We start from the raw sequence: 23,665 nt of genomic DNA, 5'->3' as shown, positions 1-23,665 counted from the left end.
ATTGGGGGCACGGTCGGCGCTCTGGCCAGACCGGTGCCGATCAATGCTTGCGCTTGATCGGGGCCCAGATGCGCTTGTTCACCAAGTACAGCAGGACCGAGAGGATCAGCAGGAAGAAGACGCCGATAAAGCCGGCTTCCTTGCGCTGGTTCAGCTTCGGCTCGGCGGCCCACATCAGGAACGCCGCGACGTCCTGCGCCTCGTGGTGCAGCGAGTTGGAGTGGCCGTCGTCAAAATCGACGTCCTCGCCCATCAGCGGCTGGCCCATTGCGATCCAGGAACCGGGCACGGTGTGGTTGCCGTGCTCGTCCTTGCACTCCTCGGGGTAGCCACCCACGGCGAAGACCGCGTTGTAGCTGCCGGGGAAGTCCTCGGGGGCGCATTCCGGTGCCTCGTGGTAGCCGGTCAGCAGGGAGGCGATGTATTCCGGACCGCCCATGCCTTTGACGAACTGGTTGATGCCCAGACCGTAGGGGCCATGGAAGCCCGCGCGCGACTTGGCCATCAGCGACAGGTCAGGTGCGCCCGCGCCGGTGTTCGCCGGGAACTTGTCCGCCGGAACCGCCTCGCGGAAGTCGCCTTCGCCGCCGTTCAGCGTGCGGTCCCAGACCTGGAGCTGCGACGCATAGGCGAACAGCTGGTCCTCGTTGTAGCCCAGAGCCGCGAGGTCGCGGATCGGGACGTACTTGAGGCCGTGGCAGGCCGAGCAGACTTCGGTGAAGATCTTCAGACCGCGCTGAAGCTGCATCTGGTCGTATTTGCCGAAGGGACCTTCGAAGGGGAAGGCGAAGTCTTCGACGTGGGGTGTGGCTCCGGCGGCAAATGCGCCGGTGCCAAGACCGAGGGCCGTCAGGGCCGCGAGGGTGAGTTTCTTGAACATCTCTTGCGATCCTCTTGTCTTATTCCGCCGGAGTCGCGGTGGACTTGGGCGGATAGTGCGCGTCGAAGTCCTCTTCGATGGTCGCGGGCTGCGGCAGCGGCTTTTCGAGGACACCCAGCAGCGGCAGGATGACGAAGAAGTAGCCGAACCAGTAAGCAGCAGCGATCAGCGAGAAGGAGGCGTAGGGCTCTTCAGCGGGCATCGCACCCAGCCACATCAGGGCCATGAAGTCGATGCAGAGCAGCCAGAACCACCACTTGAACATCGGGCGATACTTGCCCGAACGCACGCGGGAGGTGTCCAGCCACGGTGCCAGTGCCATCGCGAGGATTGCACCGAACATCGCGATCACGCCGAAGAACTTCGCGTCGATGATGCCGTTGGTGATGAAGGATGCGAACTGAACGACCCAGACTTCGGAGGTGAAGGCACGCAGGATCGCGTAGAACGGTAGGAAGTACCATTCCGGAACGATGTGCGCCGGGGTCGAGAGCGGGTTCGCCTCGATGTAGTTGTCGGGGTGACCCAGGTAGTTCGGCATGAAGCCGACGATGGCGAAGAAGACCGCCAGGATCACGGCCAGCGCGAACAGGTCCTTGATGACGTAGTAGGGCCAGAACGGAACCGTGTCCTTCTCGGCCTCGGCCTTGGAGCCGCGGCGCACTTCGACACCTGTCGGGTTGTTGTTCCCGGTGGTGTGGAAGGCCCAGATGTGAACGGCCACGAGGGCGGCGATCACGAAGGGCAGCAGGTAGTGCAGCGAGAAGAAGCGGTTCAGCGTGGCGTTGTCCACGGCCGGTCCGCCCAGCAGCCAGGTCTGGATGGCCTCGCCCACGCCGGGGATGGCGCCGAACAAGCCGGTGATGACGGTCGCGCCCCAGAAGGACATCTGACCCCAGGGCAGAACGTAGCCCATGAAGGCGGTGCCCATCATGCACAGGTAGATCAGCATGCCGATGATCCAGGTGATCTCGCGCGGTGCCTTATACGACCCGTAGTAGAGACCACGGAAGATGTGCAGGTACACGGCCACGAAGAACAGCGATGCGCCGTTGGCGTGCAGGTAGCGGATGAAGTGGCCGCCGTTCACGTCGCGCATGATGTGCTCGACCGAGGCAAAGGCCAGGTCCACGTGCGGCGTGTAGTGCATCACCAGGATGACCCCGGTGGCGATCTGCAGCACGAGGCAGAAGGTCAGGATGATGCCCCAGATCCACATCCAGTTGAGGTTCTTGGGCGTGGGGATCATGATGGTGTCATAGAGCAGACCAACGATGGGCAGGCGCGAGTGCACCCACTTCTCGATGCCGGTCTTGGGCTCGTAATGATCGTGCGGGATTCCAGCCATGTTACGCGCTCCTTAACCCAGCAGGATGGTCGATGCGTCGACCCAGGAGGTCGGCGGGATGTGCAGGTTCTCGGGCGCCGGGCCCTTACGGATACGGCCTGCCATGTCGTAGTGCGAGCCGTGGCACGGGCAGAACCAGCCGCCAAAGTCACCGGCATCGCCCAGCGGCACGCAGCCGAGGTGGGTGCAGACGCCCATCTGGACCAGCCACTGGCCTTCGGGGCCTTCGGCGCCCTCGGGGTTCGGCGTGGTGCGGTTTGCGTCGGTCGCCGGTGCAGAGGGGTCCAGGTTCTCGTTGCGCGCCAGCGTGTCGACCAGCGGCGAGGCGGACCCATCGGCAATCGCCGCGTCCTGTTCTGCCGCCCGAGCGATCTCGTCTTCGGTGCGGTGGCGGATGAAGACCGGCTTGCCCAGCCATTTCACCGTCAGCTGTGCGCCCGGCTCGACGCCGGAAATGTCCACACGAATGGTGGACAGCGCCCGCACATCCGCGGAGGGGTTCATCTGGTTGACCAGCGGCCAGACTGCCGCGCCCGTGGTGACGGCCCCGGCGCCTGCAGCGGCGTAGTAGAGGAAGTCCCTGCGGGTGGCATCATGATCGTCAGCGTGTGACACGATTGTCGCTCCCTAGTTCGGGGCCCGAGGAAGCGCCCTCCGGCCGAGATACGTCAAAACGCATGGGCGGAGTCATGCCGACTCTGTCCATGCGAATTCAGACGCGTATCTACCCGTCACCTTTGGTGTGGTAAAGCATACAAAAGCCACACTTTGACAGGCGGGCGGATGTGTCGCAATTGAAACCCACCCGGGCGAGGTTTAGCTAGGACCCGAGCAGAGGGAGTTCGTCAGATGAAACGTCTGATTCCGGGCGCGGCGCTGGCAGCCGCAATCACCGCATCCATGGCCGTTCCGGTCGCCGCCGAGACCGAGCTTTCGGTCTACATGGGCTGGCAGACCTTGCCGCACAGCCGCATCAAGGGCGAGCTGCCCAACAACGGCGGGTCTTACAACGAGCTGGTCGGATGGGAGGGCAAGCCCTTCTCGTCGCCGCCGTATTACGGCGCGCGGGCGACGTGGTGGAAGTCCGAAACACTGGGGTTCGGCATCGAATACACCCACACAAAGGCCTATGCGCCGGGTTCGGTGAAGACTGCGCTGGGCTTTGACCGGCTTGAGTTTTCTGACGGGCACAACGTGGCGACCCTCAACGTGATGAAGCGCTGGCCCGACAAGTGGGGGACCATGACGCCCTATGTCGGCGGCGGGATCGGCTTTGCCTTCCCGCATGTGGACGCAAGCCATGTGAGCGGATCGCGGACCTATGGTTTCCAGGTCACCGGACCGGCGGCGCGGGTGCTGGCGGGGGCGACGATGCCGATCAACGACCGCTATTCCGTTTTCGGCGAATACCAGTTCACCTATTCGTCGAACGAAGGCACCTTCGACCAGGGCGGCACCTTCAAGACCGACATCAAGACCAACGCGCTGAACGTCGGCATTTCGATGAAATTCTGAAGAAATTTGCCTCTCAGGGCAAAGCGGGCGGGCCATCTGGTCCGCCCTTTTTCGTCGGCGCGGGCGGAAACTTGCAAAGTTTCCGGAACGGTTTCTTTGCAAGGAACCGGGGCGCGTCAGGCCGGCTGGGTCGCCTGCATGGCCGCGCGTTGGCCGAAGGCTTCGAACCACGCGGCCAGCGTCGGGCGACCGGTGCGCCAGCTGCGCACGTCATGGCGGAAGTCGATGTACCCCAGTGCACAGCCCACGGCGATCTGGCCCATGTCGAGCGGCCCGTTCAGGTGGCTCATCCAGCGGGTTTCAAGGGCGTCCAGCGCGCGGGCGACCTTTGTCCACTGGCCCTCGATCCAGTCCATCGACACCTTTTCCTGCGGGCGGAAGCGCTCTTCATAGACGATCAGGACGGAGGCCTCCATCATGCCGTCGGCGGTGGCCTCCAGCGTCAGCGTGTCCCAAAGGCGCTTCTCCGGATACAGGTTCGTGCCCGCCCGCGCATCGAGGAAGCGGCAGATCACCCTTGAATCATAAAGGGTTGGGCTGTTCTCGCGGATGAGGGCGGGGATCTTGCCCACCGGGTTGGCAGAGGCCAGCGTCGGGTCGGAGGCCAGTGGCGTGGTGGTGACGTTCACCCGTTCGACATCGTCCATCTGCCCGGTTTCATGCAGCGTGACCATGACCTTACGCACAAAGGGCGAGGCGGGGGAGTAGAGCAGTTTCATGACGGGTCTCCTTCCATTGTCTGAATGGATGGCAGAGCGGGGCGCATGGCTCAAGGGAAATGCGGGGCCAGCGTACGGTGGTTTTACCGGGGTTTCCAGTCCATGCAGGTTAAACCACCGTGCAGCGGGGTAACGGAGCGTGCGCTCTGCGTGGGGTGCCATATGTGGGTGTTTTCGAAATTTCCGGCACAACGGGTTAAGGGGTATTAACCTTTCACCCCTCTACCTTAACGCGCGAACCGGCCGGATTCCCGATGATTCCCGGCCGGTTCTTAACCTTTGGGTGAGTCGGGGTGCGAAACCCCGTTGCGTGAAAATCTTTCGCGTTAACCGTGGCGAAAAACCGCGGTTTCCGGCCAAAGCCACGGTCGCCGTCAGGGGCTGATTTGCGGCCAGAGGGCCAGCACCAGCGGCAGCGTCACGACCGCGACCAGCGTCTGAAAGGTGATGAGGGCGGCCATGTAGGGGCCGTCTCCGCCCAGTTGCCGGGTGAGGACGTAGGCGGTCGAGGCCGTGGGAATGGCGGAAAAGGCCACCAGCACCAGCGCGGCGTCGGCTGGCAGGCGGAAGGCCAGCGCCACGGCCATGGCAAGGGCGGGCATGGCAATCAGGCGCAGTGCCGAGACGCCGAGCAGCGCGGGCAGGTCGCGACGCAGCCCGTCCATGCGCAGCGCCGCGCCGACGCACAACAGGCCGAGGGGCAGGCTGCCCTGTGCCAGCAGCGCGGCAAAGTTCTGCAACCCGAAGGGCAGGCCAATGCCGGTGCTGGCAAGGGTCAGCCCGACGACGCAGCCCAGCACCAGCGGGTTGCGCAGCACGGTCATCAGCAGGACTCGCGGGCGTGCACGGCCCGACAGGGCGATGATAGACAGGACGTTCACCAGCGGCACCGCGATGGCGAGGTAGACCGCGGCAGAGGTCGCGCCGTCGCTGGGGGCCATGCGGGTGATGACGGCAAAGCCGAGGTAGGTGTTGAAGCGGATGACGCCCTGAAGCGTGGGGCCGAAGCGCTCCGGTGGCGCGGGGGTCCAAAGGCGCAGCAGCACCATGACCCCGGCGGCGATCAGGATCGTGGTCGCGCCCGCAGCCCCCATGCGCAGCAGGTCCGGGTCGCTGACGGGCGCGCGCGACAGGCTGGAAATCAGCAGCGCCGGGAAGAGGACGAAGTAGTTCAGTTTCTCGGCGGCAGGCCAGAAGTCGGCGGAGGGGATGCCGCGCCGCGCCAGCACCGCGCCAAGGCAGATCGCGGCAAAGAGCGGCCAGATGGTGGTTATCAGCAACTCAGCCCGCCTTGGGGTGGCAGGCCTCGTAGACCTGCATCAGGTGGACCTGGTCGACGGCGGTATAGGCCTGCGTCGTGGACAGCGAGGCATGGCCGAGCAGTTCCTGGATGGCGCGCAGGTCACCGCCCGCTTGCAATAGATGCGTGGCAAAGCTGTGCCGCATGGCGTGCGGCGTGGCCGAAGACGGCAGGCCCAGTTGCATGCGCGAGCGTTCCGTGACCTTGGCGATGTGGCGGCCGTTCAGCGGCCCGCCGCGTGCGCCGCGAAAAACGTGTTCGTCGGGCGTCATCGGGTAGGGGCAGAGCGTCAGATAGGCCTCGACCGCGCGGCGGGCAACGGGGAGGACCGGGACAAGGCGTTCCTTGTTGCCCTTGCCGATGATGCGCAGGCTGTCGCCCAGCGGCAGGTCGCGGCCCTTGAGGCCAAGAGCTTCGGAGATGCGCAGACCGCAGCCATAGAGCAGCTTGACGACGGCGGTGTCGCGGGCGCCCTGCCAGCTGTCCTTTGTCTGGTGCTCGACCGTTTCGATCATGGCGCGGGCGGCGTCTTCGGTCAGGGGGCGGGGGAGTTTCTTCTGGAACTTCGGCGCACGTGTGGCGAGGACGGCGGTGGGCTCGAACCCCTCGCGTTCGGATAGCCAGCGGTAGAAGGTTTTCACCGCCGACAGCTTGCGCGCCACGGAGCGCGGCGAGATGTCGTCGCGGCGCAGATGCGCCATCCATGCGCGCATGTCCGAGGTGGTGATGCGGGCGAGGGGCGCCAGCCCCTGCGGTTCGCCATGGTGCAGCGTCATGAAGACGATGAAGTCCAGCACATCGGCACGATAGGCGGTGATCGTGTTCTCGGACGCGTCTTTCAGGGCGCGCGCATGGTCGAGCCATGTGGTCAGGGCGTGGCGGGCGGCGTGCGAGATGTCGAGGGTCATGCGGGTCCGTTCACGCGTCTTCGCGTGCCTTTGAGGGTCCCCCGGGGTTTCGTGTCAGGCTGGCAGGCCCTTGGTTTACGACAACCAGCGCCGCATGCCGCGTTCGAACACGCCCGCGAAGAAGGCCAGCAGGTCGGTGCCCTGTTGCGGGGTGAACTGGTGCGGATCCTCGGAGCCCATGACCAGCAGGCCCGGCAGGCGGCCGGGGCCGAAGTCGAGCTTCAGGCAGGCCTCGGAGCGGATCCATTCGGCGCGCGTGCCGTACACTCGGCCGTCGCCATGGCTGATCTGGCGCAGGGTGACGGGGCGGATCGGTGCCTCGCGGTTGCCGGCGATGAAGCTTTCGACAAAGCCCGGTTCGGCCACGGACAGCACCTCGCCCAGACGGCGGATGACCGGTTCGTTGTCGTTCTGCTGGCTTTCCAGCACCAGTTTAACCACGTCGACGCGCAGGATCTGGGCGACTTCGCCGCCGAGGTCGCGCAGGAAGGGTTCGAAATCCAGCGGGTCCAGCATGCGCAGGATGGCGCGGTGTATCTGGTTGGTCCCGGCGAGGTTTTCATAGGCGGCGGCGATGACGCTGCGATGGGTGTCTTCGAGCCGGTCAAGGCGCGCTTCGAGCCGTTCCATGGCGATGCCGCGCAGGTCGACGATATTGCCGCCCATGGCCCGCTCGTTGGCGGCGATCAGCGCGTGCATGAGGTCCTTGTCGTCAAGGATCATGTCGGGGCGCGAAATGATCGTCTCGCGGAGGGACTCCTCGATTCGGGCGGTGCTGGTCATGTGCTGTCCTGTATCGGGGCCCCGATGGGGCAAGTGCCGTCGCTCGATGGGCGTGTTTGCACGCCCTGTGTTCTGAATTGGTCATTTTTTGCCCCGGCGGGGGCGTTGCTGTCAAGAAATTCCGGCCCGTTTCCGGGCGACAGCGCGCGAAACGCGGCGCTTTGGGCACGGGGGATTCCGTGGCAAGCTGGGGGCAGGGAGGATCGACCATGCCACATATCCACGTCAGCGACGCGGTGCAGACCGTTTTGACCACCTTCGAGACCAGCCCCGGCAACTGCCAGGACCTGCTGGACGAGTTGCGGGAGGCCTATGCCGGTTTCATCTCGGAGCAGCCCGGTTTCGTTGCCGCCGGGTTGCACGTGAATGACGCGCAGACCCGTATCGCGAATTATTCGCAATGGCGGCGGCGCGAGGACTTCCTTGCCATGTTACGATCTGATGAGATGCGGGCGGTGAACAAGCGTCTGAACGCGCTGTGCCGGTCGTTCGAGCCGGTGCTGTACGACGTTGCGGCGGTGTTCTGAGTGTAGGAGGCCCGGTTGGGCATACTGGACGCCCTGAAGGGCAAGAAGGCGCTGGAGCCGGAGGTGCTGAGGGTCGCGTAGTTGAGCGCGCGGGTGCAGCCGTTGGGGTGGGGCGACTATGTCGAGGACCCGCTGACGAAACAAGCGCGGATCGTGCAGATCGCGTGATGTGTCGCCCGGTATCGGGCGACACATAGGGGCATAGGATTAGGCAGCGACCGCTGCGGCCACGTCGCTGGCGGCGAAGCGGAAGCCGGAGCCGCGGACGGTGTCAATGTCCACCGCGCCCGCCGAGGCCTGAAGGCAGGAGCGCAGGTTGCAGATGTAGACGTCGAAGACGCGCGCATCCGGTTCGTTTTCAAGGCCGTAGATGTGCGACAGCAGCTCTGCCCGCGTCACCAATTGGCCGGGGCGCAGCGCGAGGTATTCCAGCAGTTCATACAGCTTGGGCGAGAGCTTCAGCGGGCAGGTCAGCATGTAGGCCTTGCGCGTCAGCAGGTCGATACGCAGCGGGCCGTGCACGATCTGCGGACGCGACAGGCCGAGGCGGCGGCGGGCGACAGCCTGAAGGGTGACCACGGCCTCTTCTGGTGGGCGGGTGGCGTCGATCACGCAGTCGGCGCCGGCGTCAAGCCATGCGGCGATCTGTTCGGATTGCGGCTTGTCCGCGACAAGCGCGATGGGCATGTCGGGAGAGATGCGGCGCAGCGCAGCCAGCGACATGCCGCGATTGGCGATCTGGTCGGCGGCGAGCACAAGCAGGTCCGCCTCGCCATGGCGCATGAAATGTTCGACGTCCTCGGGCCGGTCGGTCCGCGTCATCAGCGTGCCATTGGCCGCCAGTTCGGCGGCGAGGGTCATCATGGTCCAGTTGGTTTCGGCGATCAGGTAACGCATTGCTTTCCTCACGGTCAGTAGAGAGCGTGTCGCCCGCCGGAGGACCCGCACGGGGCCACACACATGGCGGTCGCTCGGCCCGTTCCGGATCTTCTGTCGGGTGGGGCCGGGAGGAGGTGCGTTCTGCAACCTGTGTTAATGGGATACGTTTGGATTGAGAACAAAATGTGACCCGATCACGGCGTGCGCGCGGCATGACCTGCATCAAGGCGGCGCGAAAGGAGTGGGTCCAGTGTACATTTGGTGAAAAAGGGAGAATTCGGCCATGTACAGGAACATTCTGGTGCCGCTGGCGATGGATGAAGGCAGCGAGGACCGCATCCGCAAGTCGATCGCCGTGGCAGAGGCGCTGGCGACCGAGGGCGCGAAGATCACGCTGCTGCACGTCATGGAGCAGGTGCCGGGTTACGTCGATACCTACCTGCCGCACGATTACATGGACGAGCTGCGCAAGGCCCTGGAGGATCGGATCGCGCAACTGGCGACCGAGGTCGACGGCGCGCAAGGGGTGATCGTGATCGGCCATGCCTCGCGCGGGATCCTCGACTATGCGGCGGCAAACGACGTCGATCTGGTGGTGATCGCCTCGCACCGTCCGGGCATGGGGGATTTCCTCATCGGCTCGACCGCGGCGCAGGTTGTGCGCCACGCGCAATGCTCTGTGCACGTACTGCGTTGACTTTGCCCTGCGGCGGGATCACCTCGGCTGCATGGACAAGCTTTATGAACTGACGGAACGGGACGGGCTGCCAGAGGCGCTGAAGGTGCTTCTTGAGGCCTATCCGCGCGAGGTGTGGCAGGCGCATCCGAACTTTGCCGGGCTGGTGGCCTTCTGGCTGGAACGCCACGAGATGTTCCGTCAGCTCTGCGAGGTGATGGGCACGGATGCCGAGGGCGTCGTGGACGGGCGCATGGACCCGCAGCAGATGAAGGGGCGGCTGTCGCGCTATGGCTCGATGCTGTTGCAGAACCTGCACGGGCATCACCAGATCGAGGACATGCATTACTTTCCCATGCTGCGGCCCAAGGACACGCGGCTGGAGCGGGGCTTTGACATCCTCGACCGCGACCATCACGCGATGGACGGGCTGCTGAACCGCTTTGCCGAAGGGGCGAACGGCGTGTTGCAGGGCAAGGTGGAGGCCGGGCGGTTCCGCGAGGAACTGGCGGGCTTTGAAGGGCTGCTGTTGCGCCATCTGGCGGACGAGGAAGACCTGATCGTGCCGGTGATCCTGAAACACGGGCCGGACGGTCTGGCGTAAGCCGGGGTTCGCGCGGGGTTCCGGGTGGGACGGTTGGACGCGGTCTGCATGGCGTGCATTTGGTGTGGATGAGTCCTAGCTTTCCGGTGATGGATCGGAGGCGAGGATGAAACAGAAGGGCGCGGCACTGTCGCTGGCGGCGGCGCTGGTCTGGCCGGGCATGGCCTGGTGTCTGGCGCTGGCCTTGGGGCGGTTGCTGGAGGGCGGCTCCGGCATCTGGCCACTGGCCTTGATTTTCATTGCATTGGGCGCGGTGCGCGCGGCGCTGGAGGCAGCGGCGCAGGCCGTGCTTGCGCGGCAGGCGGATGCGGAGATCGCGGCGTTGCGGGCCGAGGTTCTGGCGGGCGAGGTTGCGACCGTCGAGCCGTCCGATCTGGGCGGTCCGGGGGCCTTGGCGGCGCTCGTGGCCGAGAAGCTGGACGCGCTGCGGCCCTACCTCATGCGCTATCGCCCGGCGATGCTGCGCGCGCGGGTGGTGCCGGTGGTGATCCTCGGGCTGGCGTTCTGGCACAGTTGGGCCGTGGGGCTGGTCCTGCTGGTGGCGGGGCCGGTGATCCCGGTCTTCATGGCTTTGGTCGGCTGGGCGGCAAAGGACGCCAGCGCGCGGCAGATGGACGAGATCGGATCGCTGAGCGACCTGCTGGTGGACCGGCTGGCGGCGCTGGCGGACATGCGGCTGGTGGGCGGGGGCGAGGCGGTGGTCGCGGGGTTCGCTGACGCCTCCGAGCGGCTGCGCGCGCGGACCATGGCGGTGCTGCGCGTCGCCTTCCTGTCCTCGACCGTGCTGGAGCTGCTCTCGGCGCTGGGCGTGGCCATGGTGGCGGTCTGGACCGGGTTCTCGCTGTTGGGTCTGGTGGCGTGGGGCGGCGAGGTGTCCCCGGCGGTGGGCATCTGGCTGCTGCTGCTGGCGCCGGAGTATTTCCAGCCTTTGCGCGATCTGGCGGCGGCTTGGCATGACAAGGCGGCGGCAGAGGCCGTGCAGGGCGATGTCGCCCGCTGGCGGGCGCAGGCGCGCGCGGCGGTGATGCGCGGCGCGGGGACGGTGCCCGAGGGGCCGCTGGTGCTGCGCGGCGTGGTGGCGCGGGGGATCGCCTATCCCGACATTCAGGTGCAGCCCGGCGAGAAGCTGGCGCTGATGGCGCCAAGCGGCGCGGGCAAGACGACCCTGCTGCGCGTGCTGGCGGGGTTGGAGCCGTTCGACGGTTCAGTGACGGTGGGCAGGGTGCCGCTGCGCGAGATCGTGGACGACTGGCGCGGGGGGCTGGGGTGGATGCCGCAGGGTCCACAGTTCCTTGGCCGGTCGCTCCGGTACAACGTGGGGTTCGGCGCGCCCTTGCGGCCCGAGGTCGTGGCGCAGGCGGCGCTGAGCGGGGTCGTCGCCGCCTTGCCCAAGGGCGACCTGACCGTGTTGGGCGAGCGCGGCGCGGGGCTGTCGGGCGGCGAGGCGCGGCGGGTGACGCTGGCGCGGGCCTTGCACGGTGCGCCGCGCGTGCTGCTGGCCGATGAACCGACCGCCGATCTGGATGCCGACACCGCCGAGGCCGTGACCGAGGGTTTGCTGGCGTTTGACGGCACGCTGATCGTGGCGACGCATGATGCGCGACTGGCGGGGAGGATGGATCGCGTGATCCATCTGGGCGCATGAGGGCGCTTTTGCGGGTCGTGACGCTGGTGCTGCGCGGGCAGCGGCGGGCGTTGCTGTGGGGGTTCCTGCTGGCGGTCACGGTACTGGCCATGGGCGCGGCGCTGCTGGGCCTGTCGGGGTGGTTCATCACCGCTGCCGCCGCCTCGGGTCTGGCGGGGACGGGGGCGCTGTTCAACGTGTTCGGGCCGTCGTCCATGGTGCGTTTCCTCGCGCTGGGACGGACGGCGGCGCGCTGGGGCGAGCGGGTGCTGACCCATGACGCGACCTTGCGGGCGCTGTCGGGGCTGCGGGTGCAGTTGTTGCGCGGGCTTCTCGCACAGCCGTACCGGGCGCTGGAGCGGCTGCGCGCCAATGCGGTGCTGAACCGGGTGACGGCGGATGTGGACGCGCTGGACGGGGTTCTGTTGCGGCTGGTGGTGCCGGGCGTGGCGGGCGGTCTGGTGGTCATCGTCGCGGGGCTGGTGGTCGGCTGGCTGGTCCACCCTTGGGTCGGGCTGTGGATCGCGGTGGGCTGGCTGCTGCTGCCGACGCTGGTCTTTGTCCTGGGGCAGCGGCTGGCGCGCGCCCCGGCGCGGCGGGTCGAGGCCGGAACGCAGGCGCTGCGGGCGCGGATGGTCGACCTGCTGGCGGCGCGCGAGGACCTGCTGGTCTACGGCCAGTTGGGGACGCAGGCAGAGCGGGTCCGGTCCGCCATGGCCTTCGAGGCCGGCGCGCGGCGCGTGCTGGAAAGGGTCGAACGGCGCATGGGCCTTGGGCTTGACCTGATCGGCGTGGCCGTCGTCGGCGGGGCGCTGGCGATTGGTGGCGCTCTGGCAGAGCAGGCAGAGGTGACAGCGGCTCAGGTCGGTCTGGGCGTGCTGGCGGCGCTGGCCCTGGGCGAGGCGGTCATGCCGGTGCGCCGTGCGCTGGCCGAAGTCGGCCGGATGGCGCAGGCGGCGCGGCGCGTGGTGCCGTCGCTGGAGGTGCCCGCGCAGCCGACTCGGGGCGTCGTGCCCGAGGGCGTGCTGGCGGTCGAGGGCCTGAGCTCCGGGCGTTTCGCGCCGGTGTCCTTCACCGTGGCCCCGGGCGAGACCGTGGCGCTGACCGGGGCGAGCGGGGCGGGCAAGACGACGCTGTTGCTGATGGCGGCGGGCGTACTGGACCCGGCAGAGGGGCGCGTGACCCTTGGCGGTGTCGCGCCGGTGGCCGAGGCGGACTGGCGGCGCGCCGTGGTCATGGTGCCGCAGCGCCACGCGCTGATCGCCGGGACGGTGCGCGAGAACCTCGCGCTGGCGGGCAGCGATGACGCGGCCATGTGGCAGGCGCTGGAGGCTGTCGCGCTGGCGGATGTGATCCGCGCCAAGGGGGGCCTCGATGCGCGGCTGGGGTTCCGCGGCGCGGGCCTGTCGGGCGGCGAGGCGCGGCGGCTGGTGCTGGCGCGCGCCCTGCTGACCCGCCCGCGCGTCCTGTTGCTGGACGAACCGACCGAGGGGCTGGACCTCACGACTGCGCGACGGGTGCTGACGGGGCTGCGCACCGCGCTACCTGACAGCGCACTACTGATCGCCGCGCACCGCGCCGAAGAAGTGGCGCAGGCCAACTGCGTCATCGCGTTGCAGGGGCGGGCTGTCACAGTTCCGAAATGACACATCCAGGATATAGAATTTTGATGCACATCAAAGTCGCATCTGAGATTTAGAATATAACCCGCCCCATCGCCCCGTTCGAGGGGCCGGGAAACAAGGGAGCCACGCCATGGAAATCGGCCTGGTCGAGCTGTCTCGCCTGCAATTCGCGATGACCGCTCTGTATCACTTTCTCTTCGTGCCGCTGACGCTGGGTCTGTCGATCCTCGTCGCGATCATGGAGACCGTCTACGTCATGACCAACCGCCCCATCTGGCGGCAGATGACGAAGTTCTGGGGCACGCTGTTCGGGATCAACTTTGTCCTTGGCGTCGCAACGGGCATCACCATGGAATTCCAGTTCGGGATGAACTGGTCGTACTACTCGCATTACGTGGGCGACGTGTTCGGCGCGCCGCTGGCGATGGAGGGGCTGATGGCCTTTTTCATGGAGGCGACATTCGTCGGGCTGTTCTTCTTTGGCTGGGACAAGCTGTCGAAGGTGGCGCACCTCGTCGTGGCCTGGCTGGTGGCCATCGGGTCGAACTTCTCGGCCCTGTGGATCCTGATCGCGAACGGCTGGATGGCCAACCCGGTGGGCGCGGAATTTAACCCGGACACCATGCGGATGGAGATGACGTCGTTCTTCGAGGTGATCTTCAACGAGGTGGCGCAGGCAAAGTTCGTGCACACCGTCAGCGCGGGTTATGTCACCGCGTCGCTCTTCGTGCTGGGCGTGTCGGCGTGGTATCTGCTGAAGGGGCGGCACATCGACCTCGCGCGGCGGTCCATCGCGGTGGCCTCGGCCTTTGGTCTGGCCTCGGCCCTGTCGGTCGTCGTGCTGGGGGATGAATCCGGCTACTCGGCCAGCCAGACGCAGAAGATGAAGCTGGCCGCGATCGAGGCCATGTGGGAGACGGAGCCCGCGCCCGCGTCCTTCACCCTGATCGGCATTCCCGATCAGGAGGCGCGCGAGACGCATTACGCGGTGCATGTGCCCTACGTGATGGGCCTGATCGGCACGCGCTCCCTGACCGAGGAGATCCCCGGCATCGCGCAGTTGGTCGAGCAGAACGTCGGCAAGATCCGTCGCGGCGTCATCGCCTATGACGCGCTGATGACCATCCGCGACGCGCGGACGGCGGGCGAGGACGTGCCCTCGGAGGCGAAGTTCGTGTTCGAGCAGAACTCCGAGGATCTGGGCTATGCCTTCCTGCTGAAGCGCTACGTCGAAGACCCGCGCGACGCCAGCGAAGAGCAGATCCAGATGGCGGCGGATGACACCGTGCCGGGCGTCTTCCCGCTGTTCTACGCCTTCCGGATCATGGTGGGGCTGGGCTTCAGCTTTATCCTCATCACCGCGTATTTCTTCTGGCGGACGTCCTTCAAGGGCATGTCCTACCCGCGCTGGGCGCTCTGGGGCGCGGTGGCGTGGATCCCGATGCCGTGGATCGCCGCCGAGATGGGCTGGTTCGTGGCCGAGTTCGGGCGCCAGCCCTGGACGGTGGACGGGATGCTGCCCACGGCCATGTCGGCCTCGCACCTGTCGATCATGGACCTGCTGCTGACGCTGGCCGGGTTCACGATCTTCTACACGGTGCTCTTCGTGATCGAGATGAGCCTGATGGTGAAATACATCAAGAAAGGCCCGATTCAGGACGTAGCCGAGACCGACGCTTGGAACGCCCGCCACTGGGCGCGGCTGTCCACGCGGCGCAATCAATCCGCAATCGCAGAACCTGCAGAGTGACCGGGCGGAGTAAAAGACATGATCCTGAATGAATTCATCGACTTCGAAACGCTGCGCGTGATCTGGTGGGGGCTGTTGGGCGTGCTGCTGATCGGCTTTGCCCTGACGGACGGGTTCGACATGGGGGTCGGCGCGCTGCTGCCCTTCGTGGCGAAGACGGACGTGGAACGGCGCGTGGTCATCAACACCATCGGCCCCGTGTGGGAAGGCAACCAGGTGTGGTTCATCCTGGGCGGCGGCGCGATCTTTGCCGCATGGCCGCCGCTCTATGCGGTGTCGTTCAGCGGGTTCTACCTGGCGATGTTCCTGATCCTCGCGGCGCTGATCCTGCGCCCGGTGGGGTTCAAGTACCGCTCCAAGCGCGAAGGCACCAAGTGGCGCACCCGCTGGGATTGGGCGCTGTTCATCGGCGGCTTTGTCCCGGCACTGCTGTTCGGGGTGGCCGTGGGCAACGTGCTGCTGGGCGTGCCGTTCCGGTTCACGCCGGACCTGCTGTCGATCTACGAGGGCGGCTCGATCATGAAGCTGATCGGGCTGTTGCGGCCCTTCGCGCTGCTGGCGGGGGTCGTCTCGGTCGGGATGCTCTTGATGCATGGCGCGGCATGGCTGTCGCTGAAGACCGAAGGCGTCATCAAGGACCGCGCCCGCCGCATCGGCACCGTGGCCGGGATGGTCGCCGCCGGGGGCTATGCGCTGGCGGGCCTGTGGCTGGCGGTGGGGGTCGAGGGCTATGCCTTTGCCGGTGAGGTCGCCCATGACGGCCCGTCCAACCCGCTGTTCAACGAGGTGGTGCGCAGCGGATCGTGGCTGACCGCCTACGCGGAGCGCCCGTGGATCGCCATTGCCCCCGTGATGGGTTTTGTCGGCATCGCGCTGGCGGTGATGGGCCTGCGCGCGGGGCGCGAGGTCACCACGCTGCTGTTTTCGAAGATGGCGATCCTCGGGATCGTGTCCTCGGTCGGGCTGACCATGTTCCCGTTCATCCTGCCGTCGAACATCGACCCGACCTCGTCGCTGACGGTCTGGGATGCGTCCTCGTCACATATGACCCTGTTCGTGATGCTGGTGGGCACGGCGATCTTCATGCCGCTGATCCTCATGTACACGGCATGGGTCTACAAGGTCCTCTGGGGCAAGGTGACCGAGGCCGACGTGACCGACAACGCCGAAACGCTGTACTGAAAGGAGCGGATATGTGGTATTTTGCCTGGATGCTGGGATTGCCGCTGGCGGCGGCCTTTGCAGTTCTCAACGCGATGTGGTTGGAATTGCGCAGCGATGCGCAGATGGCCGAGGAGGCCGACGCGCAGGCCGACGATCCGGCCGAAGATCGGGCCGACCACCGGCGCGGCGCATAACGAGACACATTCAAAGGGGTTGAGGGTTTCAGGGGGACCTACCCTTTCTCCCCCTGAAAGGGGCGGGCCTCGAAGGGTGACCTTCGGGGCCCGTTTCCGTTTTATTCGCAGGTAAAGCTGTCTGCACTGGCCGGATCGCTTCCGGTGTAGCGGGCGATCTGCGGGTAGGGGCACAGCTTGCGGCTGACCGGGCCAAGCGCTGCCTGCCCTTCGGTGTTGCCTTCGGTCACCGTGGCGGTGATCGCACCGGGCGCGGTGCCGTTTTCCACCCAGTCCACCAGCGGCGTCATGACGTCGAACCCGTCGGTGGACGGCCCGCCCGCGCCATGCGGCATCCCCGGCACGCGGTAGAAGGTCACCACCTCGTGCGCCGCGCCGCCGGTGTTGGCATCGAGCTTGTCATACCATGCCATCGTATCGCGCACGGAAAAGACCGGGTCGGAATTGCCATGCAGGATCAGGATCTTGCCCCCTGCTGCGCGGAACTCGGCCAGCTTTGGATCGTCGCTGCCCGGCGGGGTCATGACCTCCATCGCGCTTTCGGTAAAGGTCTTGTCGGTGGCGTCGATCCCGGCGGCCTGACCGGCGATGTCGAACTCCATGAGGAACTGTTCCAGCGCCTCCGGCGACCCTTCGACCGGGGTCGGCGGCGTGGTAAAGATCTGCGCCAGCGAGGCCGCGCCCATCACGGCGATGATCGGCTTTTGCCCCCATGGCGGGACGGTGGATTCCACCTTCCAGAACCGCCAGTTGCCCGAACCGATGCCCGTGTCCCAATCCCAGTCGCTGTACAGCTGCTCGCCGTTCGCGCCTTTTGGTCCGGCGTGGATCGTGACCAGCGCGGCGGTCTGCTCCGGTGTCAGGCAGGCGCTGTTCTGGCCATCGGTGCAGGTGAGCGAGGCCGGGTCAAAGGCCTGCTGGCAGGCAGGCGCGTCGTTGATCAGTCCATCGGCCAGCCCGTCGAGGGCATCGCAGGCGTCGAGCAGTTTCGAGGCGACCAGCGTCAGGTCGTCCTTGCTGAACGATTCGGCCAGCGGTTTGCCGGTCGAGCGGAACGCCTGTACATCCAGCGCATGTTGCAGCGCGGCGCGGGGGAGGTTGAAGCCGGGATAGCCCACCAGCAGCCCGTCGAAGGCCTCGGGCATGCGCGCGGCGGCCACCATGGCGTGCCGCCCGCCGTTCGACCCGCCGATGCCGTAGCTGTAGGCGATGTCGCTGCCGTAGTAGGTCTGTACCAGCGCCTCGGCCACCGGGTTCAGGTCCCGGACGGCGGTGTAGCCATAGGCGGCGCGGGCTTCGGGGTCGAAGCCGAAATTGGCGCCACCCGCCAGCCCCTTGTCCTTGAACAGTGCGCCGTCATGGCCCGCGTTCGACGACACCACCGCATAGCCACGCGACAGGGCGGTGTCGGCCTTGTTGCCGGAGAGCAGAGGCCCCACGGCGGGTTTCACCTCGCCATCGTTGCCGCCGTTGAACTGGTGCACGAAGCGCCCGTTCCACTCGTCGGGCAGGCGCAGCTCGAAGCCGATCGCATAGGCGCGGCCCTCGGCCCCGATGCGCTGGTTCATCTCGCCGGTGACGCGGCAATGGGGCAGGGGGCTGTCCTCGCCCGCGGGCAGGGCTTCGATCCCGGTGAGGGTGACGCCTTCGTGGGCAAAGGTGTCTTGTGCAAAGGCCTCGGCGGTGCACTCGGCCAGCGCGGGGCTGGCCAAAGTCGTCGCCAGTGCCGTTGCGGCCAGCAGGGCGGCTGCGTGGGTTTTCATGGTTGTCCTCCCGTGTCGGGGGCCGTTGTCGGCCCCTCGGAGTCAAAGGAGTAACGGGGGAACGGTCCTCGGGGAAGCCCGTTCAGGTTGCGCTAACGGCGTTTCGGCAGGATGCCGAGGCAGAACTGCGCCAGGACCGAGGGGACCGCGTAGCTGAGGGTGAACATCACGATGCCCTGCGCGCCGCTGCCATGACGGCCCGAGAACAGCCCGGCGACAAACACCAGCCCCCAGATCACCGCGATCAGCCACAGGCCGGGGCGCAGCAGGCGCGGCGTGGGGCGGTCGGGGGCGCGCATGAGACGGATGAAGTGCCAGGCGTTTTGCAGCGCGATGGCCACCATCATCGGGCAGATCACGATATAAAGCAGGATCAGCACGCCCTTGCCGTAGGTCAGGTTGCCAAAGCCGCCATAGGCGATCAGTGCGCTGTTCAGCATGACGGCATAGGCCAGCGCCATGACGGCGAGGATCAGCGCACAGATCAAACCGAGCGTGCGGGTCGTTCGGGACATTGCAGGGGTATTCCTCGTCAGTTGATTTCCGGCTCCGGCACCGCGCCGCCGTAATCGGTGCGCAGAAAGTCGAAGTCGCAGCCCTTGTCGGCCTGCTCCACGTGCTTGGTGTAGACGTAACCGTAACCGCGTTCAAATCGCGGTTCGGGTTTCACCCAATTGGCGCGGCGCTCGGCCAGCTCCTCGTCGGAAATCAGCGCGTTGAGGCGTCGTTTCGGCACATCCAGCTCGATCAGGTCTCCGGTCTCGATCAGCGCCAGCGGCCCGCCGATGAAGGCCTCGGGCGCGACATGCAGCACGCAGGCCCCGTAAGAGGTGCCGGACATGCGGGCATCCGACAGGCGCACCATGTCGCGGTGACCCTGTTTCAGCAGCGCCTTGGGCATGGGGATCATGCCCCATTCCGGCATCCCCGGCCCGCCCTGCGGCCCTGCGTTTCGCAGCACCAGCACGTGATCGGGGGTCATGGGGTAGTCCTCGTCGTTGATGATCTCCTTCAGCTCGGCATAGCTGTCGGCGACGATGACGGGGCCGGTGTGGTGCTGGAACTTCGGGTCCATGGCGGCGGGCTTGATGACCGCGCCATCGGGGGCGAGGTTGCCGCGCAGCACGGCGAGGCTGCCCTCGTGATACACCGGGTTCGACAGGGGCCGGATCACGTCGCTGTTGTAGTTCTGCGCGCCCTCGATGGTCTCGCCCAGCGTCTTGCCTGAGACGGTCATGACCGACAGGTCTAGCTTGTCCCCCAGTTCCTTCATCAGCGCGGGCAGGCCGCCGGCGTAAAAGAAATCCTCCATCAGGTAGTCCTTGCCGGAGGGGCGGATGTTGGCGATCACCGGGGTGGTGCGCCCGATCTCGTCCAGATCATCAAGGCCCAGCGGCACGCCCGCGCGGCGCGCCATGGCGATCAGGTGGATGATGGCATTGGTGGAACAGCCCGTGGCCATGGCGACGGTGACGGCGTTGCGGGTGCTTTCCGGGGTCATGATCTTGTCGGGGGTCAGGTCCTCCCAGACCATGTCGACGATGCGGCGGCCACAGGCCTTGGCCATGCGTTTATGGCCCGCGTCCGGGGCAGGGATCGAGGACGCGCCGGGCAGGGTCAGGCCCCAGCCGTCGGCGATGCTCATCATGGTGGAGGCCGTGCCCATGGTCATGCAGGTGCCATAGCTGCGCGCAATGCCGCCCTGCACGCCAAGCCATTGTTCCTTCGTGATGTTTCCGGCGCGGCGCTCGTCCCAGTATTTCCAGACGTCAGTGCCGCTGCCCAGTTTCTCGCCCGCGTAATTGCCGCGCAGCATGGCCCCGGCGGGGACAAAGATGAACGGCAGGCCCATGCTGACAGCGCCCATGACCAGCGCCGGGGTGGACTTGTCACATCCGCCCAGCAGCACCGCCCCGTCGATGGGGTGGGAGCGCAGCGTCTCCTCGACCTCAAGCGCGCCCATGTTGCGATACAGCATCGAGGTCGGCTTCAGCAGTTGTTCGGAGAACGAATGCACCGGCATTTCCACCGGATGCCCGCCCGCCTGAAGAATGCCCTGACGCACGAAATCGGCCCGGTCACGCAGGTGGTGGTGGCAGGGCGACAGGTCGGACCACGTGTTGATGATCGCAATCACTGGCCGGTCGGTCCAGTCCTGCTCGTCCCAGCCCATCTGCATGGCGCGACTGCGGTGACCCATCGACCGCAGGTCGTCGGGCGCGAACCAGCGGGCAGAGCGGAGATCCTTCGGGTCCTTGGGCATGGCGGTCTTTCTGCATCGTGCGGACGGGGTTAACGCCGATGGTGCAGTCTGAGCCGCGGTTCGCCAAGCGGTTTCTGAATGTGACCTAGGGGCAGGCGGAGGCCCGCCCTCAGCGCTGGTTCAGCAGGGCCGCCATGACGCGGGGCGTGTCGATGTAGCCGAGGGGCGTGTCGCTGTCCGCCACCAGCACCGGCAGGGTGCCGTCTGCCACCATGGGCAACAGCTCGCGGATCGGGGTGGTGGGGGCAATGCGGGGCAGGTCGGCGGGCGCGGTGTCGGGCACCGGCCCCATGATCTCCAGCGCGCGCAGCACGGTGAGCGGGTTCATATGCGCCACGAAATCCGCCACGTATTGCGTCGCCGGGTTCAGCACGATGTCCTGCGGCGCGCCGCATTGCACGATGCGCCCGCCCTCCATGATGGCGATACGGTTGCCGATCTTCAGCGCCTCGTCGAGGTCGTGCGAGACGAATATGATGGTGCGGCCCAGCTTGGCCTGAAGGTCCAGCAACTCGTCCTGAAGCCGGTTGCGGATCAGCGGATCGAGCGCCGAAAAGGGTTCGTCCATCAGCAGGATCGGCGCTTCGGTCGCCAGCGCGCGGGCAAGGCCCACCCGCTGCTGCATCCCGCCGGACAGTTCGCTGACCTGCCGGTCGGCCCATTCGCCGAGGTTCACGAGGTCCAGCTGCGCACGGGCGCGGTCGTGGCGCTCCTTCTCGGGGACACCGGCGATTTCGAGGCCAAAGGCCACGTTGTCCAGAACGGTCCGCCACGGCAGCAGGCCGAATTGCTGGAACACCATGGCGACGCGCCGGATGCGGATGTCGCGCAGTTGCTTTGGCGAGGCCGTGGCGACGTCTACGGGACCGTCGTCCGTCAACACCTCTACATGGCCCCGCGCCACGGGGTTCAGCCCGTTGACGGCGCGCAGAAGGGTGGATTTGCCCGACCCCGACAGGCCCATCAGCACGAGGATTTCACCGTTGTGGACGTCGAGCGTGCAGTTGTGAACGCCAAGGACCTGGCCCGTCGCCTCCTGGATCTCGGCGCGGGTCTGGCCCTTGTCCATCAGCGGCAGGGCAGTGTGCGGGGAGTCGCCAAAGACGATGTTGACGGCGTCGAAGCGGACCATGGGTTTCGAAGTGTCGCGCATCACTTGTTCCCCCGCTTGAACATGCGGTCAAAGATGATGGCGACGAGGACGATGGCGATACCCACCTCGAAGCCCTTTGCGATGTTCACCGTGTTCAGCGCCCGCAGCGTCGGCACGCCAAGGCCCGAGGCCCCGACCAGCGCGGCGATCACCACCATGGACAGCGACAGCATGATGGTCTGCGTCAGTCCGGCCATGATCTGCGGCATGGCGTAGGGCAGTTCGACCTTCCACAGCAGCTGGCGGCGGGTGGCGCCAAAGGACTCGCCCGCCTCGATCAGCGCGGTGGGCGTCGAGGTGATGCCCAGATGGGTCAGGCGGATCGGCGCGGGGATCGCAAAGATCACCGTGGCAATCAGGCCCGGCACCATGCCAAGCCCGAACAGGATCAGGGCCGGGATCAGGTAGACGAAGGTGGGGATCGTCTGCATCAGGTCGAGGATCGGGGACAGCGCGTTCATCAGCCACGGCCTGCGCGCGGCGGCAATGCCCACCGGCACGCCGACCCCCATGCAGACCACCGCCGAGGCGATGACCAGCGCCAGCGTCTCGGTGGTTTCTTCCCAGTAGCCCTGGTTGATGATGAGCAGCAGCCCGAGTAGGGTAAAGAGCGAGAACCAGGGCGACCGGCGCGCGAGCCAGCTGAGCAGGGTGATGACTGCGACCACCACCAGCGCGGGCGGGGTTTGCAGACACCACAGCATCGCGTCGATCACGGTTTCCAGCAGGTAGGCCAGCCCGTCAAAGAACCACGCGGCATTGTCCGTCAGCCAGTCGACGAACTTCTGCACCCATTTGCCCAGCGGCAGCTTGTGATCTTCCAGCCACTCCATGCCCGTCCCCGTTTTTTGTTGATTGGCGAGTCAATAAAAACTGCAGGGCTTATGCGACAATTCAGCCCGCATGGAAAGAGCATAGGCGGAAAATGCGACCTTCGTGGAGGGAAAACCGACCGCCGTCGGGTTAGATGCGCCTCTTGGGCGGGCGCATTCACCGGTCTGCGGCGGCGCGGCTGAGGCGGTCGTTGATGGCGACGCCCAGTCCGATATGCGGGATCGGCGAGACGGCGATGCGCGCCGCACCAGTGGCATCCAGCCGGTGCAGGTACTCGAACAGGTTCGCGGCGGCTTCGGTCAGGTCTTCGCCCGGCGAAAGATTCAGGTCGCAGTCCACGTCACCGAATCCCAGCCGCGCCTCGCCGTCCTCGAAATCCACCGCGTTCAGCCGCACCAGAGCGTTGGGCGCATAGTGCGAGCGGGTCTGACCGGGGGCAGAGATCTTGTCCGTCTCGTGCCGCTCGGCGATGCGCTGGCCGAGAACGTGGGACAGGGCCTCGATCGTGATGCCGCCGGGGCGCAGCAGCGTCGGGCGACCCGCCAGCCCGAGGATTGTCGATTCGAGCCCCACGCTGCACGGTCCGCCATCGAGGATCGCGTCCACCCGGTCCCCCAGCGAAGCGGCGACATGCTCTGCGCGCGTAGGGCTGATGTGACCGGAGCGGTTGGCCGACGGCGCGGCGACGGGACGCGCCGTTTCGCGCAGCAGCGCCTGCGCCACAGGCGCGGCGGGCAGGCGCACCGCCAGCGTGTCCAGCCCCGCCGTCACCAGTTTCGACACGGGCGCGCCCGGGCGCAACGGCAGCACCAGCGTCAGCGGGCCGGGCCAGAAGGCCTCTGCCACGGCATCGGCCTCGGACGACCACTCCACCAGCGCCTTCACCGCGTCGAGATCGGCCAGATGCACGATCAGCGGGTTGAAGCTGGGCCGCCCCTTGGCCTCGTAGATCCGCGCCACCGCGCGGTCGTTCCCGGCATCGGCGCCAAGGCCGTAGACCGTCTCTGTCGGGAAGGCCACGAGCGCGCCATCGCGCAGCAGGCTTGCGGCGCGGGACAGGCCTTCGGCGGTGTTGCTCAGGTGTTCGGTCATGAGGCCCGTTTGTGACGTGGCGTTCCGGTTGCTGCGATGCCGCAGGCGCATACGCTTGTGATAT

General features: G+C 66.5%; 23 protein-coding genes. 9 read left to right on the top strand and 14 right to left on the bottom strand.

Annotation, left to right across the window (positions count from 1 at the left end; translation table 11 throughout):
* Window positions 1-40: 40 nt before the first annotated feature.
* Genes ACP16H_RS15860 through petA form a run of 3 tightly spaced genes read right to left on the bottom strand, consistent with a single transcriptional unit; the run spans window position 41 to window position 2,843 of the window.
* A complete protein-coding gene (locus tag ACP16H_RS15860; RefSeq protein WP_425073219.1) occupies window positions 41-880 on the bottom strand; it encodes a cytochrome c1 in 840 nt (279 codons plus the stop codon).
* Between the two features lie 19 nt (window positions 881-899).
* Window positions 900-2,228 (bottom strand): cytochrome b, encoded by a 1,329-nt coding sequence (gene petB, locus ACP16H_RS15855; protein ID WP_425073218.1) that lies wholly within the window; start codon window positions 2,226-2,228, stop codon window positions 900-902.
* A 12-nt stretch (window positions 2,229-2,240) separates the two neighbouring features.
* Complete coding sequence (gene petA / locus ACP16H_RS15850) at window positions 2,241-2,843, bottom strand: ubiquinol-cytochrome c reductase iron-sulfur subunit (RefSeq protein ID WP_425073217.1); 603 nt, start codon at window positions 2,841-2,843, stop codon at window positions 2,241-2,243.
* A 234-nt stretch (window positions 2,844-3,077) separates the two neighbouring features.
* Between petA and ACP16H_RS15845 the strand changes: the two genes are divergently transcribed.
* Window positions 3,078-3,743 (top strand): outer membrane protein, encoded by a 666-nt coding sequence (locus tag ACP16H_RS15845; RefSeq protein WP_425073216.1) that lies wholly within the window; start codon window positions 3,078-3,080, stop codon window positions 3,741-3,743.
* A 116-nt stretch (window positions 3,744-3,859) separates the two neighbouring features.
* Here the strand turns inward: ACP16H_RS15845 and ACP16H_RS15840 are convergent, their stop codons facing one another.
* From ACP16H_RS15840 to ACP16H_RS15825, 4 genes are all read right to left on the bottom strand, one after another.
* Entirely contained in the window at window positions 3,860-4,462 is a 603-nt protein-coding gene (locus ACP16H_RS15840; RefSeq protein WP_425073215.1) for a glutathione S-transferase, read from the bottom strand.
* 374 nt (window positions 4,463-4,836) lie between these two features.
* The gene (locus ACP16H_RS15835; RefSeq protein WP_425073214.1) at window positions 4,837-5,742 is read right to left on the bottom strand and encodes an AEC family transporter; all 906 of its coding nucleotides are present in this window, start codon (window positions 5,740-5,742) and stop codon (window positions 4,837-4,839) included.
* Between the two features lies 1 nt (window position 5,743).
* Window positions 5,744-6,670, bottom strand: a complete 927-nt coding sequence (locus ACP16H_RS15830; RefSeq protein ID WP_425073213.1) for a tyrosine recombinase XerC — start codon at window positions 6,668-6,670, stop codon at window positions 5,744-5,746.
* A 75-nt stretch (window positions 6,671-6,745) separates the two neighbouring features.
* Window positions 6,746-7,453: a DUF484 family protein gene (locus tag ACP16H_RS15825; RefSeq protein WP_425073212.1), complete on the bottom strand. Its 708-nt coding sequence runs from the start codon at window positions 7,451-7,453 to the stop codon at window positions 6,746-6,748.
* Between the two features lie 209 nt (window positions 7,454-7,662).
* On the opposite strand from ACP16H_RS15825, the gene ACP16H_RS15820 reads away from it, so the two are divergent.
* Window positions 7,663-7,980, top strand: a complete 318-nt coding sequence (locus ACP16H_RS15820) for an antibiotic biosynthesis monooxygenase family protein (RefSeq protein WP_425073211.1) — start codon at window positions 7,663-7,665, stop codon at window positions 7,978-7,980.
* A gap of 207 nt (window positions 7,981-8,187) precedes the next feature.
* Here the strand turns inward: ACP16H_RS15820 and ACP16H_RS15815 are convergent, their stop codons facing one another.
* A complete protein-coding gene (locus ACP16H_RS15815; RefSeq protein ID WP_425073210.1) occupies window positions 8,188-8,877 on the bottom strand; it encodes a response regulator transcription factor in 690 nt (229 codons plus the stop codon).
* A gap of 265 nt (window positions 8,878-9,142) precedes the next feature.
* On the opposite strand from ACP16H_RS15815, the gene ACP16H_RS15810 reads away from it, so the two are divergent.
* The 7 genes from ACP16H_RS15810 (at window position 9,143) to cydX (ending at window position 16,496) form a co-directional block, all read left to right on the top strand.
* Window positions 9,143-9,556, top strand: coding sequence for a universal stress protein (locus tag ACP16H_RS15810; protein ID WP_425073209.1), 414 nt, complete (start codon window positions 9,143-9,145; stop codon window positions 9,554-9,556).
* A gap of 31 nt (window positions 9,557-9,587) precedes the next feature.
* Entirely contained in the window at window positions 9,588-10,139 is a 552-nt protein-coding gene (locus tag ACP16H_RS15805) for a hemerythrin domain-containing protein (RefSeq protein ID WP_425073208.1), read from the top strand.
* 106 nt (window positions 10,140-10,245) lie between these two features.
* Window positions 10,246-11,784 (top strand): ABC transporter ATP-binding protein/permease, encoded by a 1,539-nt coding sequence (locus ACP16H_RS15800; protein WP_425073207.1) that lies wholly within the window; start codon window positions 10,246-10,248, stop codon window positions 11,782-11,784.
* Window positions 11,781-13,409 (top strand): amino acid ABC transporter ATP-binding/permease protein, encoded by a 1,629-nt coding sequence (locus ACP16H_RS15795; RefSeq protein WP_425073206.1) that lies wholly within the window; start codon window positions 11,781-11,783, stop codon window positions 13,407-13,409. Before ACP16H_RS15800 ends, ACP16H_RS15795 begins: the two co-directional genes overlap by 4 nt.
* A 109-nt stretch (window positions 13,410-13,518) precedes the next feature.
* Entirely contained in the window at window positions 13,519-15,138 is a 1,620-nt protein-coding gene (locus ACP16H_RS15790; RefSeq protein ID WP_425073205.1) for a cytochrome ubiquinol oxidase subunit I, read from the top strand.
* Window positions 15,139-15,156: 18 nt separating this feature from the next.
* Window positions 15,157-16,320 (top strand): cytochrome d ubiquinol oxidase subunit II, encoded by a 1,164-nt coding sequence (gene cydB / locus ACP16H_RS15785; protein WP_425073204.1) that lies wholly within the window; start codon window positions 15,157-15,159, stop codon window positions 16,318-16,320.
* A gap of 11 nt (window positions 16,321-16,331) precedes the next feature.
* On the top strand, window positions 16,332-16,496 hold the full coding sequence (gene cydX, locus ACP16H_RS15780) for a cytochrome bd-I oxidase subunit CydX (RefSeq protein ID WP_425073203.1): 165 nt from the start codon (window positions 16,332-16,334) through the stop codon (window positions 16,494-16,496).
* Window positions 16,497-16,597: 101 nt separating this feature from the next.
* On the opposite strand, the gene ACP16H_RS15775 is transcribed toward cydX, so the two are convergent.
* From ACP16H_RS15775 to ACP16H_RS15750, 6 genes are all read right to left on the bottom strand, one after another.
* Window positions 16,598-18,259: a tannase/feruloyl esterase family alpha/beta hydrolase gene (locus tag ACP16H_RS15775; protein ID WP_425073202.1), complete on the bottom strand. Its 1,662-nt coding sequence runs from the start codon at window positions 18,257-18,259 to the stop codon at window positions 16,598-16,600.
* A 92-nt stretch (window positions 18,260-18,351) separates the two neighbouring features.
* On the bottom strand, window positions 18,352-18,774 hold the full coding sequence (locus tag ACP16H_RS15770) for a hypothetical protein (RefSeq protein WP_425073201.1): 423 nt from the start codon (window positions 18,772-18,774) through the stop codon (window positions 18,352-18,354).
* A gap of 17 nt (window positions 18,775-18,791) precedes the next feature.
* Complete coding sequence (araD, locus tag ACP16H_RS15765; RefSeq protein ID WP_425073200.1) at window positions 18,792-20,522, bottom strand: L-arabinonate dehydratase; 1,731 nt, start codon at window positions 20,520-20,522, stop codon at window positions 18,792-18,794.
* 109 nt (window positions 20,523-20,631) lie between these two features.
* Window positions 20,632-21,675 (bottom strand): choline ABC transporter ATP-binding protein, encoded by a 1,044-nt coding sequence (gene choV, locus ACP16H_RS15760; RefSeq protein ID WP_425073199.1) that lies wholly within the window; start codon window positions 21,673-21,675, stop codon window positions 20,632-20,634.
* The gene (gene choW, locus ACP16H_RS15755) at window positions 21,675-22,508 is read right to left on the bottom strand and encodes a choline ABC transporter permease subunit (protein WP_425073198.1); all 834 of its coding nucleotides are present in this window, start codon (window positions 22,506-22,508) and stop codon (window positions 21,675-21,677) included. The genes choV and choW overlap by 1 nt, the downstream gene beginning before the upstream one ends.
* 157 nt (window positions 22,509-22,665) lie before the next feature.
* Window positions 22,666-23,601, bottom strand: a complete 936-nt coding sequence (locus tag ACP16H_RS15750) for an L-threonylcarbamoyladenylate synthase (protein WP_425073197.1) — start codon at window positions 23,599-23,601, stop codon at window positions 22,666-22,668.
* Window positions 23,602-23,665 lie beyond the last annotated feature (64 nt).

The sequence above is a fragment of the Sagittula sp. S175 genome (assembly GCF_049800975.1).
In the GTDB taxonomy this organism is placed as follows: Bacteria; Pseudomonadota; Alphaproteobacteria; order Rhodobacterales; family Rhodobacteraceae; genus Sagittula.
This window is presented reverse-complemented; position numbering and strand designations above follow the sequence as displayed.

Coding starts and splice junctions, on each gene's coding strand:
- ACP16H_RS15860 (WP_425073219.1), bottom strand. CDS start 880: ATGTTCAAGAAACTCACCCTCGCGGCCCTGACGGCCCTCGGTCTTGGC.
- petB (WP_425073218.1), bottom strand. CDS start 2,228: ATGGCTGGAATCCCGCACGATCATTACGAGCCCAAGACCGGCATCGAG.
- ACP16H_RS15845 (WP_425073216.1), top strand. CDS start 3,078: ATGAAACGTCTGATTCCGGGCGCGGCGCTGGCAGCCGCAATCACCGCA.
- ACP16H_RS15840 (WP_425073215.1), bottom strand. CDS start 4,462: ATGAAACTGCTCTACTCCCCCGCCTCGCCCTTTGTGCGTAAGGTCATG.
- ACP16H_RS15830 (WP_425073213.1), bottom strand. CDS start 6,670: ATGACCCTCGACATCTCGCACGCCGCCCGCCACGCCCTGACCACATGG.
- ACP16H_RS15825 (WP_425073212.1), bottom strand. CDS start 7,453: ATGACCAGCACCGCCCGAATCGAGGAGTCCCTCCGCGAGACGATCATT.
- ACP16H_RS15820 (WP_425073211.1), top strand. CDS start 7,663: ATGCCACATATCCACGTCAGCGACGCGGTGCAGACCGTTTTGACCACC.
- ACP16H_RS15815 (WP_425073210.1), bottom strand. CDS start 8,877: ATGCGTTACCTGATCGCCGAAACCAACTGGACCATGATGACCCTCGCC.
- ACP16H_RS15810 (WP_425073209.1), top strand. CDS start 9,143: ATGTACAGGAACATTCTGGTGCCGCTGGCGATGGATGAAGGCAGCGAG.
- ACP16H_RS15805 (WP_425073208.1), top strand. CDS start 9,588: ATGGACAAGCTTTATGAACTGACGGAACGGGACGGGCTGCCAGAGGCG.
- ACP16H_RS15800 (WP_425073207.1), top strand. CDS start 10,246: ATGAAACAGAAGGGCGCGGCACTGTCGCTGGCGGCGGCGCTGGTCTGG.
- ACP16H_RS15795 (WP_425073206.1), top strand. CDS start 11,781: ATGAGGGCGCTTTTGCGGGTCGTGACGCTGGTGCTGCGCGGGCAGCGG.
- ACP16H_RS15790 (WP_425073205.1), top strand. CDS start 13,519: ATGGAAATCGGCCTGGTCGAGCTGTCTCGCCTGCAATTCGCGATGACC.
- cydB (WP_425073204.1), top strand. CDS start 15,157: ATGATCCTGAATGAATTCATCGACTTCGAAACGCTGCGCGTGATCTGG.
- cydX (WP_425073203.1), top strand. CDS start 16,332: ATGTGGTATTTTGCCTGGATGCTGGGATTGCCGCTGGCGGCGGCCTTT.
- ACP16H_RS15775 (WP_425073202.1), bottom strand. CDS start 18,259: ATGAAAACCCACGCAGCCGCCCTGCTGGCCGCAACGGCACTGGCGACG.
- ACP16H_RS15770 (WP_425073201.1), bottom strand. CDS start 18,774: ATGTCCCGAACGACCCGCACGCTCGGTTTGATCTGTGCGCTGATCCTC.
- araD (WP_425073200.1), bottom strand. CDS start 20,522: ATGCCCAAGGACCCGAAGGATCTCCGCTCTGCCCGCTGGTTCGCGCCC.
- choV (WP_425073199.1), bottom strand. CDS start 21,675: ATGCGCGACACTTCGAAACCCATGGTCCGCTTCGACGCCGTCAACATC.
- choW (WP_425073198.1), bottom strand. CDS start 22,508: ATGGAGTGGCTGGAAGATCACAAGCTGCCGCTGGGCAAATGGGTGCAG.
- ACP16H_RS15750 (WP_425073197.1), bottom strand. CDS start 23,601: ATGACCGAACACCTGAGCAACACCGCCGAAGGCCTGTCCCGCGCCGCA.